Here is a 13,582-nt window from a genome sequence, read left to right on the forward strand (position 1 = left end):
TACACCGCACAATGTTTAGTTTTATTGCCCGCCGACTGGGGTTGTTGATCCCCACGTTCTTCGGCATCACGTTGCTGACTTTCGCGTTGATTCGCATGATCCCTGGCGATCCTGTGGAAGTCATGATGGGAGAACGTCGGGTCGACCCCGAAATGCACGCTCAGGCAATGGAACGCCTTGGTCTCAACAAACCGCTCTACGCCCAGTACCTGGACTATGTCGGGAAACTGGCCCACGGCGACCTGGGGGAATCCCTGCGTACCCGTGAAAGCGTCTGGACCGAGTTCACCTCCCTGTTTCCCGCGACCCTGGAACTGTCCATGGCCGCGCTGCTGTTTGCCGGCATTCTCGGCCTGCTGGCCGGAGTGATCGCGGCGCTCAAGCGAGGCTCGCTGTTCGACCATGGTGTGATGGGCATCTCCCTGACGGGTTACTCGATGCCTATCTTCTGGTGGGGCCTGATCCTGATCATGTTCTTCTCCGTTTCCCTGGGCTGGACCCCGGTATCCGGGCGGATCGACCTTCTGTATGACATCGAGCCACGCACCGGCTTCATGCTCATCGACACCTTGCTGGCCGACGAAGAAGGCGCGTTCCTCGACGCCCTGCATCACCTGATCCTGCCGGCCATCGTGCTCGGCACCATCCCGCTGGCGGTGATCGCGCGTATGACCCGTTCGTCGATGCTCGAAGTACTGCGCGAAGACTACATCCGTACCGCCAAGGCCAAGGGCCTGTCGCCGTCGCGCGTGGTGTTCGTGCATGGCCTGCGCAACGCGCTGATCCCGGTACTGACCGTGGTCGGCCTGCAAGTCGGCACCCTGCTGGCAGGTGCGGTCCTGACTGAAACCATCTTCTCCTGGCCAGGCATTGGCAAATGGCTGATCGAAGCCATCGGCGCCCGTGACTACCCGGTGGTACAAAACGGCATCCTGTTAATCGCCTGCCTGGTGATTCTGGTCAACTTCGTGGTGGACATCCTCTACGGCTTTGCCAACCCACGCATCCGTCATCAGCGCTGAGGTCAATATTCATGAGCACTCCAACTTCCTCAGTAGCCACCGCCGCTTCCGCGGATCAAAGCCTGCTGTACCCCTCGCCGTACAAAGAATTCTGGCAAGCGTTCGCCAAGAACAAAGGCGCCGTTGCCGGCCTGCTGTTCATGCTGCTGGTGATTTTCTGCGCGATCTTCGCGCCATGGGTCGCCCCGCATAATCCAAGCGAGCAATACCGTGACTTCCTGCTGACGCCTCCGGCATGGCTCGAAGGTGGGCAAATGCAGTTCCTGCTCGGCACCGATGAACTGGGCCGTGACCTGCTGTCGCGCCTGATCCAGGGTTCGCGCCTGTCGCTGCTGATCGGTTTGTCGTCGGTGGTGATGTCATTGATCCCGGGGATCCTGCTGGGCCTGTTCGCGGGATTTTTCCCGAAACTGCTCGGCCCCACCATCATGCGCCTGATGGACATCATGCTCGCCCTGCCGTCCCTGCTGTTGGCCGTGGCGATCGTCGCCATCCTCGGCCCAGGCCTGATCAACACTGTGATCGCCATCGCCGTGGTGTCCCTGCCGTCCTATGTGCGCCTGACCCGCGCTGCTGTGATGGGCGAGCTGAACCGCGACTACGTGACGGCCGCCCGCCTGGCCGGTGCCGGCCTGCCTCGCCTGATGTTCATCACTGTGCTGCCCAACTGCATGGCACCGCTGATCGTCCAGGCCACCTTGAGCTTCTCCTCGGCGATTCTCGATGCCGCCGCTCTGGGCTTCCTCGGCCTTGGCGTACAACCGCCAACCCCTGAGTGGGGCACCATGCTGGCTTCGGCCCGCGACTACATCGAACGCGCCTGGTGGGTCGTGAGCCTGCCTGGTTTGACCATTTTGCTCAGCGTGCTGGCAATCAACTTGATGGGTGACGGCCTGCGCGACGCGCTGGACCCGAAACTCAAGAACGCCGCCTGAGGAGATTCCCATGTCACTGCTAGAAATCAAGAATCTCAACGTTCGCTTTGGCGACAAGAACGCCACCCCGGTGGTCGACGGCCTCGACCTCAAGGTGGACAAGGGCGAAGTGCTGGCCATCGTTGGCGAGTCCGGTTCCGGCAAGTCCGTAACCATGATGGCGCTGATGGGCTTGATCGAGCACCCGGGCATCGTGACCGCCGACTCGTTGAGCTTTGACGGCCAGAACATGCTCAAGCTGAGCAATCGCCAGCGTCGGCAGATCGTCGGTAAAGACCTGGCGATGGTGTTCCAGGACCCGATGACCGCGCTGAACCCCAGCTACACCGTGGGCTTCCAGATCGAGGAAGTGCTGCGCCTGCACCTGAACATGTCCGGCAAGGCCGCGCGCAAGCGTGCCATCGAGTTGTTGGAAAAAGTTGAAATCCCGGGCGCGGCCAGCCGCATGGACGCCTACCCGCATCAACTGTCCGGCGGCATGAGCCAGCGAGTCGCGATCGCCATGGCGATTGCCGGCGAGCCGAAACTGCTGATCGCCGACGAGCCGACCACCGCGTTGGACGTGACCATCCAGGCGCAGATCATGGAACTGCTGCTGGCGTTGCAGAAAGAGCAGAACATGGGCCTGGTGCTGATCACCCACGACCTCGCGGTGGTCGCTGAAACCGCCCAGCGTGTGTGCGTGATGTACGCCGGCCAGGCTGTGGAAGTGGGCCAGGTGCCGCAACTGTTCGACATCCCGGCGCACCCCTACAGCGAAGCGCTGCTCAAGGCGATTCCGGAGCACAGCCTGGGTGCCTCGCGCCTCTCGACCCTGCCCGGCATCGTGCCCGGTCGCTACGACCGCCCACAAGGCTGCCTGCTGTCGCCACGCTGCCCGTACGTGCAGGACAACTGCCGCGCGCAGCGTCCAGCCCTTGACCCGAAAAGCAACAGCCTCGCTCGCTGCTTCTATCCGCTGAACCAGGAGGTGGCGTAATGGCCGTCGTACTTACCGCCCGCGACCTCACCCGTCACTACGAAGTGTCCCGTGGCCTGTTCAAGGGCCACGCCACCGTGCGCGCCCTGAACGGCGTGTCGTTCGAACTGGAAGCCGGCAAGACCCTCGCGGTCGTCGGTGAATCCGGTTGTGGCAAATCCACCCTGGCCCGCGCCCTGACACTGATCGAGGAGCCGTCCTCGGGTTCGCTGAAGATCGCCGGCCAGGAAGTGGCCGGCGCCGACAAGGCCCAGCGCAAGCAACTGCGTAAAGACGTACAGATGGTGTTCCAGAGCCCGTACGCCTCGCTCAACCCACGGCAGAAAATCGGTGATCAACTGGCCGAACCTTTGCTGATCAACACCAGCCTCAGTGCCGCCGAGCGTCGCGAGAAGGTCCAGGCGATGATGAAGCAGGTCGGCTTGCGTCCCGAGCACTACCAGCGTTATCCGCACATGTTCTCTGGCGGTCAGCGCCAGCGCATCGCCCTGGCGCGCGCCATGATGCTGCAACCCAAGGTGCTGGTGGCGGACGAACCCACCTCGGCGCTCGACGTGTCGATCCAGGCCCAGGTGCTGAACCTGTTCATGGACATGCAGCAGGAGTTCAACACCGGTTACGTGTTCATCTCCCACAACCTGGCCGTGGTGCAACACGTGGCCGACGACGTGATGGTGATGTACCTCGGTCGCCCGGTGGAAATCGGTCCGAAAGAGGACATCTACGCCCGTCCACTGCACCCGTACACCCAGGCCTTGCTCTCGGCGACACCGACCATCCACCCGGATCCGTCCAAGCCGAAAATCAAGATCGTGGGCGAACTGCCCAACCCGCTGAACCCGCCACCAGGCTGCGCCTTCCACAAGCGCTGCCCGTATGCGACCGAGCGTTGCAGCACGGAAGAGCCGCTGCTGCGTCCACTCGATAGCCGCCAGGTGGCTTGCCACTATGCGGAGCAGTTTTTGTAACGGCAGCCTGAAGAAATAACGACCTGTTGGAAAACCTGTGGGAGCGGCGGTGCGACGATTCGACTTGCCCGCTCCCACAGTTGTATGTGTGTAATCAGTTGGGTTGATTACGTCGAACCTTCGTCATCCTCATCACCGCTATCCGGGTCATCGGTAGTCGAGTCATCATCCCCCTCGCTGCCTCCCTGCCCCTGATCGCCCGGCTCAGACTCCGATTTGGCAATCATCAACCCGGCATGCCCCACCGGCCCACTCGAGGCCTGCGTGTCGTGGTCCTCACACTCGGCCCACGCCATCGACGTCCCGAAGGACAGCATCACCAATACCTTCAACATCAGTAAAACGCGAAACAATCTGTTCATGGCCGATCTCCTCCTTCCCGCGCTGAATAAAATCTAGTCCTGATTGGGGTGCTTCTCCAGATAGGACGCGGGTGGGGAGCCTGAAATGCCATGGGCGGAGAGATTGCTTTGGCATAACCCTTATTTCGAATTGGCGATGGTCACCTGTAGGAGCAGCCGGTCGACGCTCGATTGCTCGCGAGGCGGTGTGTCAAATAACACAAATGTAGACTGACACACCGTCATCGCGAGCATGCTCGCTCCTACAGGGTCGGGTGTGCAGCTAACAAAAAGCCCCGAGGCTTTCGCGACGGGGCTTTGGGTGTAGCCGTTCAGCGCTTAGTGATGCTCACGCGTTGCGCGGAATTTCACGTCGGGCCAGCGCTCTTCCATCAGGGCCAGGTTGACGCGGGTCGGGGCAAGGTAGGTCAGGTGACCGCCACCGTCGACGGCCAGGTTTTCCACGGCCTTGTTGGAGAATTCCTCGAGTTTCTTCTTGTCGCTGCAATCGATCCAGCGCGCGGAGTACACGGTGATCGGCTCGTAGGAGCACTCGACCTTGTATTCTTCCTTCAGGCGGCTGGCGACCACGTCGAACTGCAGCACACCCACGGCGCCAAGGATGATGTCGTTGCTGCGTTCCGGGAAGAACACCTGGGTGGCGCCCTCTTCCGCCAACTGCTGCAAGCCCTGGCGCAGTTGCTTGGATTTAAGCGGGTCGCGCAGGCGCACGCGACGGAACAGTTCCGGGGCGAAGTGTGGGATACCGGTGAAGCCCAGGGACTCACCTTCGGTGAAGGTATCACCGATCTGGATGGTGCCGTGGTTGTGCAGACCGATGATGTCGCCTGCAAACGCCTCTTCCAGTTGCTCTCGCTCGGAAGAGAAGAACGTCAGGGCGTCGCCGATGCGCACGTCCTTGCCGGTGCGCACGTGGCGCATCTTCATGCCTTTTTCGTACTTGCCCGAGCAGATACGCATGAATGCGATCCGGTCGCGGTGTTTCGGGTCCATGTTCGCCTGGATCTTGAAGATGAAGCCCGAGAACTTCTCTTCCACCGGTTCCACGGTGCGCTCGTTGGCTACCCGTGGCAGTGGGCGCGGTGCCCAGTCCACCACGGCATCGAGCACGTGATCGACGCCGAAGTTGCCCAGCGCGGTACCGAAGAACACCGGGGTCATCTGGCCGTCGATGAACTCCTGCTGGTTGAACTCGTGGCAGGCGCCCTGCACCAGTTCGAGTTGCTCGAGGAAACGCTCGTACTCATCGCCCAGGTGCGCACGCGCCTCGTCGGAGTCGAGTTTCTCGATGATCTTGGTTTCGGTGCGTTCGTGACCGTGACCGGCGGTGTAGACAATGATGTAGTCGCCGGCGAGGTGATACACACCCTTGAAATCCCGGTAGCAACCAATCGGCCAGGTGATCGGCGCAGCCTTGATCTTGAGAACCGCCTCGATTTCGTCGAGCAGTTCAATCGGATCGCGGATGTCACGGTCAAGTTTGTTGATGAAGCTGACGATCGGCGTATCGCGCAGACGGCAGACGTCCATCAACGCGATGGTCCGTGGCTCTACACCTTTACCGCCGTCGAGCACCATCAACGCGGAGTCCACCGCAGTCAGGGTGCGATAGGTATCTTCCGAGAAGTCTTCGTGGCCCGGGGTGTCGAGCAGGTTGATCATGTGTTCGCGATACGGGAACTGCATGACCGACGTGGTAATCGAGATACCCCGCTGCTTTTCCATTTCCATCCAGTCGGACGTGGCATGGCGGTCCGACTTACGGGACTTCACCGTACCCGCGACCGCAATCGCCTTGCCCATCAGCAACAGCTTCTCGGTGATGGTGGTTTTACCGGCGTCGGGGTGGGAAATAATGGCAAAAGTGCGGCGCTTCGCGACTTCGGCGGCCTGTCTGGTCATGGAAAATCGCCTGGCGGTGATTCAAAAAAGGGCGGCGAGTATAGCGTAAACCGAAGGCGTCGGACCACCGCTCGCCCGGCGCTTTGCTGTCAATGCAAAGCGCCGGGCGAGGATGAAGGGTGGCCAAATGCTGCTAATTATGGAACCTTTTAAAGGTGGAGGCGTCCACTCCCCTGCTACGACACTCGTATCAGGGGCTGGAAAATCAGCAAGTTAGCCTGACGAGGCTGCGCTCATGGCTCGATTGAGCTGAACGCCGCCCCTGTAGGAGCGAGCATGCTCGCGATGGTAGCCCAGACACCGCTGGGTATCAGACAGCCAACGTTATCGTTGACGTCCATCGCGAGCATGCTCGCTCCTACAGGGAGGCGGACGGTACATGACGAGCTGCTTCTCGCGAACGTCCTGCCCGGCAGCCAGTCATGGCCTGCCACATGGGACTGCGTTCGCCGACAAAAGAAAACAGGAGTCCGCCTGTGGCTATTCGCTATGGCAAAGGGCTGGTAGGAGGTGCGGTTGCGGTCGCCCTTCTGGCCCTGCTGGTCCACTGGATTGGCATCAACACGATTCAACAGTACCGCGACGATTTATTGTTTTACCTCCAAGCGCATTTGATTCTGGTCCTGGCCTCGATGCTGGCGGCCCTTGTCGTGGGAATTCCCGCCGGCATCTTTCTCAGCCGCCCGTCGATGGTGGGCCGTGCTGAACGCTTCATGCAAATCTTCAACATCGGCAACACCGTGCCGCCGCTCGCCGTACTCGCCATCGCCCTGGGTATTCTGGGCATCGGCAGTGGCCCCGCCATCTTCGCCCTGTTCCTCGCCTCGCTGCTGCCCATCGTGCGCAACACCTATGAAGGCCTGAAAAACGTGCAGGGCTCGCTCAAGGAAGCCGCCACCGGCATCGGCATGACCCCGCGCCAGGTGCTGTGGAAAGTCGAACTGCCCAACGCCGTGCCGATCATCATCGGTGGCGTGCGCGTGTCCCTGGCGATCAACGTCGGCACCGCACCGCTGGCGTTCCTGATCGGCGCCAACAGCCTGGGCAGCCTGATTTTCCCCGGCATCGCCCTGAACAATCAGCCGCAACTCCTGCTCGGCGCGGCTTGCACCGCCCTGCTGGCGCTGCTGCTCGACGGCCTGGTGACACTCGCCAGCCGCCTCTGGCTCGAACGCGGCTTGCGCCCGTCTTAAGCCTCGGCAAAGGAATCGTCATGAAAAAATTATGCTTGATACTGGGCGGCATCCTGCTGCTCGCAGGTTTTGCCCAAGCGGCGGAAAAACCGCTGTTGCGCATCGGCGCCCGGGTATTCACCGAACAGACCCTGTTGGCGGAAATCACCTCGCAATACCTGCGCACCAAGGGTTACGACGTGCAGGTCACCGGCGGTCTGGGCAGCAACCTGGCCCGCAGCGCCCACGAAAGCGGACAACTGGACATGCTCTGGGAATACACCGGCGTGTCGCTGGTGGCCTACAACCACGTCACTGAAAAACTCGACAGCGAACAGTCCTACGCCCGGGTGAAAGAACTCGACGCCAAGAAAGGCCTGGTCTGGCTGACTCCGTCGAAATTCAGCAACACCTACGCCCTCGCCCTGCCGAAAAAAGTCGCTGATGAGTACCCGCAGATCAACACCGTCAGCGACCTGAACACAGTGCTGCGCCAGGAGGCCGAGACCAACAACCTCGTGGCCCTGGACACCGAGTTCGCCAACCGCTCCGACGGCCTGGCGGGCATGGTCGCACTGTACGACATGAACCTGACACGCAAGAACATCCGCCAGATGGACGCCGGCCTGGTCTACACCGCATTGCGCAATGCTCAGGTATTTGCCGGTCTGGTCTACACCACCGACGGACGCCTTAACGCCTTCAAGCTGAAGCTGCTGGAAGACGACAAGCATTACTTCCCGGACTACACCGCCGCACCGGTGGTGCGTCAGGCGTTTCTCGACGCCCACCCGCAACTGGCTGAACAACTCAAGCCACTGGCCGAGCTGTTCGACGACAACACCATGCGCGAGCTCAACGCGCGGGTCGATGTCGATCACCAGAGCCCTTCCACCGTGGCCGCTGATTTCCTGCGCCAGCACCCTATCAACTAAGGAGGAAGAGCCATGGAATTCTTCAACGCCTTTTCCCACCTCGACTGGTCACAGGTCCTGCACCTGACCTGGCAGCACATCACCCTGGTCGGCATCGCCGTGACCCTGGCGATTGTGGTCGGCGTACCGCTGGGCATTCTGATGACACGGTTCCCGACACTCGCCGGCCCTCTGCAAGCCAGTGCCACGGTGCTGCTGACCGTGCCGTCGATTGCCCTGTTCGGCCTGCTGCTGCCGTTCTACTCCAAGTTCGGCCAGGGCCTGGGGCCCATGCCGGCGATCACCGCCGTGTTTCTTTATTCCCTGCTGCCGATCATGCGCAACACCTACCTGGCCCTGACCGGCGTCGAGCCGGGCATCCGTGAGGCTGCGCGCGGCATCGGCATGACCTTCGGCCAGCGCCTGCGCATGGTCGAACTGCCGATCGCGGTGCCGGTGATCCTCGCCGGTGTGCGCACCGCCGTGGTCATGAACATCGGTGTCATGACCATCGCCGCCACCATCGGTGCCGGCGGTCTCGGCGTACTCATCCTCGCCTCCATCAGCCGCAGCGACATGTCGATGCTGATCGTCGGCGCCGTACTGGTCAGCCTCCTGGCCATCTTTGCCGACTTGATCCTGCAATGGCTACAACGCTCGTTGACTCCAAAAGGACTCCTCAAATGATCGAACTTCAAAACCTCAGCAAGACCTTCCAAAGCAATGGCAAAGACGTAAAAGCCGTGGACTCGGTCAGCCTGACCGTCAACGAAGGCGAAATCTGTGTATTCCTCGGGCCATCGGGTTGCGGCAAAAGCACCACGCTCAAGATGATCAATCGCCTGATCAAGCCGACCTCGGGCAAGATCTTCATCAACGGCGAAGACACCACCGACCTCGACGAAGTGACGCTGCGCCGCAACATCGGCTACGTGATCCAGCAGATCGGCCTGTTCCCGAACATGACCATCGAGGAAAACATCGTGGTCGTGCCAAAACTGCTCGGCTGGGACAAACAGAAATGCCACGACCGCGCCCGCGAGCTGATGAGCATGATCAAGCTTGAACCCAAGCAGTATCTGCACCGCTATCCACGGGAGTTGTCGGGTGGCCAGCAGCAACGGATCGGCGTAATTCGCGCACTGGCGGCCGAGGCGCCGCTGTTGCTGATGGATGAACCCTTCGGTGCGGTCGACCCGATCAACCGCGAGATGATCCAGAACGAATTTTTCGAGATGCAGCGAGCGCTGAACAAGACCGTGATCATGGTCAGCCACGACATCGACGAGGCCATCAAGCTGGGCGACAAGATCGCGATCTTCCGCGCTGGCAAGCTGCTGCAGATCGACCACCCCGACACCCTGCTGGCGCACCCGGCGGACGAGTTCGTCAGCAACTTCGTTGGCCAGGACAGCACGCTCAAGCGACTGCTGCTGGTGAAAGCCGAGGACGCGGCGGACAATGCCCCATCGGTCAGCCCGGAAACGCCGGTGGCCGAAGCGCTGGAGTTGATGGACGAGCACGACCGCCGTTATGTCGTCGTCACCGACGCTGAGAACAAGGCACTGGGCTATGTACGACGCCGTGACCTGCATCGTCAGACCGGCACCTGCGGCCAGTACCTGCGCGAGTTCAACGCCACGGCGGCCTACGACGAACACCTGCGCATCCTGTTGTCGCGCATGTACGAGTTCAACCGCTCGTGGCTGCCGGTGATGGATGCGGAGCGAGTGTTCCTCGGGGAAGTCACCCAGGAGTCGATTGCCGAATACCTGAGTTCGGGTAAATCCCGTGGCGGCAAGACCAGTATCGTTTCGCCAGCCGAGGTGGCGGCGGTCTGATCTGACGCCATCGCGGCGGTGCGACGCTTCGCCAAGCCCGCTCCCACAGTGATTTGGGCTATGCACAAATTTTGTGTATGACTCGAACTCTGTGGGAGCGGGCTTGGCGAAGCGTCGCACCGTCGCGATGGCGATCTAGCATTCAAAAATTACTCGATTAAAAGACCATGTTTTCCGCATTTCACACACCGGAAAGAAATATCAACACTGGCAACCCTGGCCCCCTCCTCTTTTTACCTCCCCGGCAAGCCAAATCCCCTCCGACAGACCCCACTCGCCGCCAACGTCGCCGAAGCTGCCGCTAACGTACTTACCTACAATCAAGCGCACAAAAGCTTCGAACGTGCAGGTATTTTTAACACTTCAAAATCACCGGGGAACATCTGACCGTCATCTCTGTCCGCTACAAAGAGTGATGTCGGTCACGCACGTCAGAAGAGTGCAAAAACGCGACATTTTTTGTTGATCTCAAGTCCCTCACGCCCTAAAGTTCGCGCCGAACGTCCATGCTGGAAACGATCCATCCGGCTCAAGTACTGACGACGAGACAGCAAGGCCAAGGGAAAGCTGCACATCCCATGGCCTTTTTGCTTTCGGCGACATGCCTTGGGAAGTAGGCGAACCAAAGTGGGGATACGGAGGGCGTTCATTTGCACCCATTGATAATTTTAGTTTGCCAGTAGGAGTTCCCAGCATGTCGATCCAGGTCGAAGACTATTTCGCGCGCGATACTTTTCAGAAAATGAAGGCGTTCGCCGACAAGCAAGAAACCCCTTTCGTGGTGATCGACACCGCGATGATCGCCCAGGCCTACGATGACCTGCGCGCCGGTTTCGAGTTCGCCAAAGTCTACTACGCGGTGAAGGCCAACCCGGCCGTCGAGATCATCGACCTGCTCAAGGATAAAGGCTCGAGCTTCGACATCGCCTCGATCTACGAGCTGGACAAAGTGCTGGATCGCGGCGTCAGCGCCGACCGAATCAGCTACGGCAACACCATCAAGAAGTCCAAGGACATCCGCTACTTCTACGAGAAGGGCGTGCGTCTATTTTCCACCGACTCCGAAGCCGACCTGCGCAACATTGCCAAGGCCGCACCGGGCTCGAAGATCTACGTGCGCATCCTCACCGAAGGTTCGACCACCGCTGACTGGCCCCTGTCGCGCAAATTCGGCTGCCAGACCGACATGGCCATGGATCTGCTGATCCTCGCCCGCGACCTGGGCCTGGTGCCTTACGGCATCTCGTTCCACGTCGGTTCGCAGCAGCGCGACATCAGCGTCTGGGACGCGGCCATCGCCAAGGTCAAGGTGATCTTCGAGCGCTTGAAAGAAGAAGACGGCATTCACCTCAAGCTGATCAACATGGGTGGCGGCTTCCCGGCCAACTACATCACCCGTACCAACAGCCTGGAAACCTACGCCGAGGAAATCATCCGTTTCCTCAAGGAAGACTTCGGTGATGACCTGCCGGAAATCATCCTGGAACCTGGCCGCTCGCTGATCGCCAACGCCGGCATTCTGGTCAGCGAAGTGGTACTGGTGGCCCGTAAATCCCGTACCGCCGTCGAGCGCTGGGTGTACACCGACGTGGGCAAGTTCTCCGGCCTGATCGAAACCATGGACGAAGCCATCAAGTTCCCGATCTGGACCGAGAAAAAAGGCGAGATGGAAGAAGTGGTCATCGCCGGCCCAACCTGCGACAGCGCCGACATCATGTACGAAAACTACAAGTACGGTCTGCCCCTGAACCTGGCCATTGGTGATCGTTTGTATTGGCTGTCGACCGGCGCTTACACCACCAGCTACAGCGCGGTTGAGTTCAATGGCTTCCCGCCGCTGAAATCGTTCTACGTATAACGCCGCACCTGTAGGAGCGAGCTTGCTCGCGATGATGGCTTAGCCACCGCGGGCAGTCTGAATGTCCGCGGTGGCTGAACTACCATCGCGACGGTTCGACGCCTCGATAAACTCGCTCCTACAGGGGGGATCTTCGAGTTCGGCTTGGCGGCGGACATAATTGTCGGCCATCGAGCGAATGCGTGAATCCGTTGCACTGGCCAGCGCCGGTGCAGCGACGCGCAGAAAATTCAGGTTGCCACCCACCAACGCCTGACGCAGCCAGTCCACAGCGCCATCGACGTTGCCTTCATCGGCGAGCACTGCGGCAAAACTGAACTGCCCACGAAAGTCTCCGCCCTCGGCCGCACGTCGATACCATTCACGGGCTGCCGGCAGATCCATCGGGCAAAACCGCCCTTCTTCCAGATAACGCCCCAACAGATTCATCGACTTCGCATGGCCGAGTTCGGCTGCCTGCCGGTAGAACCGCAAGGCCTGCATCTGATCCTCCCGCACTCCGCGTCCGGTGGCCAGCAGATTGGCGTAGTTGTACATCGCCCAATCCAGGCCTGCGTCTGCCGCCATGCGATAATGCCCGGCTGCAATCGCTGCATTCGCCGTACAACCCCAGCCATGTTCATGGCAACGGCCGAGCATGTTACGCGCCATCAGATGCCCCTGGCGGGCGGCGATGTCAAACCAGCGCAACGCCAGTGGCTGATCCTGTGCGATACCCTGCCCATCCAGCAGAATTTGCGCGAGCAGCGCCTGGGCCTCGACAACGCCTTCCCGGGCTGCCATCAGAATGGCCTGGGCCGCACGCGCCGGGCTTTCGTCGAGCATCGATCTGAGGCGTTCGCCGTCGAGCACTTCTTCGCGGCGCAACTGGAACGTCATACCTCGACCCAACGGCGCAACAGGTTGTGGTAGGTGCCCGTCAGCCGGATCAGCGAAGGGTGATCGGGCATGTCCTGGGTCAGTTGCTGGATCGCTCCGTCCATTTCGAACAGGAGCGCTCGCTGGCTGTCTTCGCGTACCAGGCTTTGCGTCCAGAAGAACGACGCGAATCGTGCGCCACGGGTGACGGCATTGACCTTGTGCAGGCTGGTGCCGGGATACAGAACCATGTCGCCGGCCGGCAACTTGATCCGTTGCACGCCGTAGGTGTCCTGGATTTCCAGCTCCCCGCCGTCGTAATCCTCGGGCTCGCTGAAGAACAGCGTGGAGGACAGGTCGGTGCGCACGCGCTCGACGCTGCCCTTGGGCTGGCGCACGGCGTTGTCGATATGGAAGTCAAAACTGCCGCCCGCCGTGTAACAGTTCACTAACGGAGGAAAGACTTTGTGCGGCAGCGCCGCGGACATGAATTGCGGGTTTTTCCACAGGCGCTCGATCATCGCCTCACCAATTTCCTTGGCGAGTGGATGGCCCTCGGGGAGTTGCAGATTGTGCTTGGCCTTGGCCGACTGATAGCCGGCAGTCATTTTCCCGTCAGCCCAATCGGCCTGCTCCAGAGCCTCGCGGATGCGCCGCACTTCGTCTTTGGTGAACAAGCCCTTGATGTGCAGCAGCATGGAAACGGTCCTGAAGGCAAAAGGATGGCAATGGTATTGATTCTTATTGTCAGTGTAAAACCCACCAGACGAA

13 protein-coding genes are annotated in these 13,582 nt (G+C 60.5%); 9 read left to right on the top strand and 4 right to left on the bottom strand.

Annotation, left to right across the window (positions count from 1 at the left end):
- Positions 1–11 precede the first annotated feature (11 nt).
- Genes AB4N33_RS17920 through AB4N33_RS17935 form a run of 4 tightly spaced genes read left to right on the top strand, consistent with a single transcriptional unit; the run spans position 12 to position 3,904 of the window.
- Positions 12–1,022: an ABC transporter permease subunit gene (locus AB4N33_RS17920; RefSeq protein ID WP_460118175.1), complete on the top strand. Its 1,011-nt coding sequence runs from the start codon at positions 12–14 to the stop codon at positions 1,020–1,022.
- Between the two features lie 11 nt (positions 1,023–1,033).
- Positions 1,034–1,957, top strand: coding sequence for an ABC transporter permease subunit (locus AB4N33_RS17925; protein WP_460118178.1), 924 nt, complete (start codon positions 1,034–1,036; stop codon positions 1,955–1,957).
- A gap of 10 nt (positions 1,958–1,967) precedes the next feature.
- Complete coding sequence (locus AB4N33_RS17930; RefSeq protein WP_460118180.1) at positions 1,968–2,936, top strand: ABC transporter ATP-binding protein; 969 nt, start codon at positions 1,968–1,970, stop codon at positions 2,934–2,936.
- A complete protein-coding gene (locus AB4N33_RS17935) occupies positions 2,936–3,904 on the top strand; it encodes a peptide ABC transporter ATP-binding protein (RefSeq protein ID WP_460118182.1) in 969 nt (322 codons plus the stop codon). The genes AB4N33_RS17930 and AB4N33_RS17935 overlap by 1 nt, the downstream gene beginning before the upstream one ends.
- A 107-nt stretch (positions 3,905–4,011) precedes the next feature.
- On the opposite strand, the gene AB4N33_RS17940 is transcribed toward AB4N33_RS17935, so the two are convergent.
- Both AB4N33_RS17940 and AB4N33_RS17945 read right to left on the bottom strand, forming a co-directional pair.
- Positions 4,012–4,266, bottom strand: a complete 255-nt coding sequence (locus AB4N33_RS17940; RefSeq protein WP_460118184.1) for a hypothetical protein — start codon at positions 4,264–4,266, stop codon at positions 4,012–4,014.
- Positions 4,267–4,584: 318 nt separating this feature from the next.
- Positions 4,585–6,168, bottom strand: coding sequence for a peptide chain release factor 3 (locus AB4N33_RS17945; protein ID WP_460118187.1), 1,584 nt, complete (start codon positions 6,166–6,168; stop codon positions 4,585–4,587).
- A 434-nt stretch (positions 6,169–6,602) separates the two neighbouring features.
- Between AB4N33_RS17945 and AB4N33_RS17950 the strand changes: the two genes are divergently transcribed.
- The 5 genes from AB4N33_RS17950 to AB4N33_RS17970 all read left to right on the top strand — a co-directional run bounded on the left by AB4N33_RS17950 (position 6,603) and on the right by AB4N33_RS17970 (position 11,953).
- Entirely contained in the window at positions 6,603–7,361 is a 759-nt protein-coding gene (locus tag AB4N33_RS17950) for an ABC transporter permease (RefSeq protein ID WP_460118189.1), read from the top strand.
- Positions 7,362–7,381: 20 nt separating this feature from the next.
- Positions 7,382–8,275, top strand: coding sequence for a glycine betaine ABC transporter substrate-binding protein (locus tag AB4N33_RS17955; RefSeq protein WP_476457898.1), 894 nt, complete (start codon positions 7,382–7,384; stop codon positions 8,273–8,275).
- 12 nt (positions 8,276–8,287) lie between these two features.
- Positions 8,288–8,941, top strand: coding sequence for an ABC transporter permease (locus AB4N33_RS17960; protein ID WP_476457899.1), 654 nt, complete (start codon positions 8,288–8,290; stop codon positions 8,939–8,941).
- A complete protein-coding gene (locus AB4N33_RS17965; RefSeq protein ID WP_460118195.1) occupies positions 8,938–10,095 on the top strand; it encodes an osmoprotectant ABC transporter ATP-binding protein OsmV in 1,158 nt (385 codons plus the stop codon). The genes AB4N33_RS17960 and AB4N33_RS17965 overlap by 4 nt, the downstream gene beginning before the upstream one ends.
- Positions 10,096–10,789: 694 nt before the next feature.
- Positions 10,790–11,953: a type III PLP-dependent enzyme gene (locus AB4N33_RS17970; RefSeq protein ID WP_476457900.1), complete on the top strand. Its 1,164-nt coding sequence runs from the start codon at positions 10,790–10,792 to the stop codon at positions 11,951–11,953.
- A gap of 39 nt (positions 11,954–11,992) precedes the next feature.
- On the opposite strand, the gene AB4N33_RS17975 is transcribed toward AB4N33_RS17970, so the two are convergent.
- Together AB4N33_RS17975 and AB4N33_RS17980 are read right to left on the bottom strand one after the other, a co-directional pair.
- Complete coding sequence (locus AB4N33_RS17975; protein ID WP_476457901.1) at positions 11,993–12,832, bottom strand: tetratricopeptide repeat protein; 840 nt, start codon at positions 12,830–12,832, stop codon at positions 11,993–11,995.
- The gene (locus tag AB4N33_RS17980) at positions 12,829–13,509 is read right to left on the bottom strand and encodes a Fe2+-dependent dioxygenase (protein ID WP_476457902.1); all 681 of its coding nucleotides are present in this window, start codon (positions 13,507–13,509) and stop codon (positions 12,829–12,831) included. Before AB4N33_RS17980 ends, AB4N33_RS17975 begins: the two co-directional genes overlap by 4 nt.
- Positions 13,510–13,582: the final 73 nt, after the last annotated feature.

The sequence above is a fragment of the Pseudomonas sp. S1_E05 genome, from assembly GCF_056337105.1.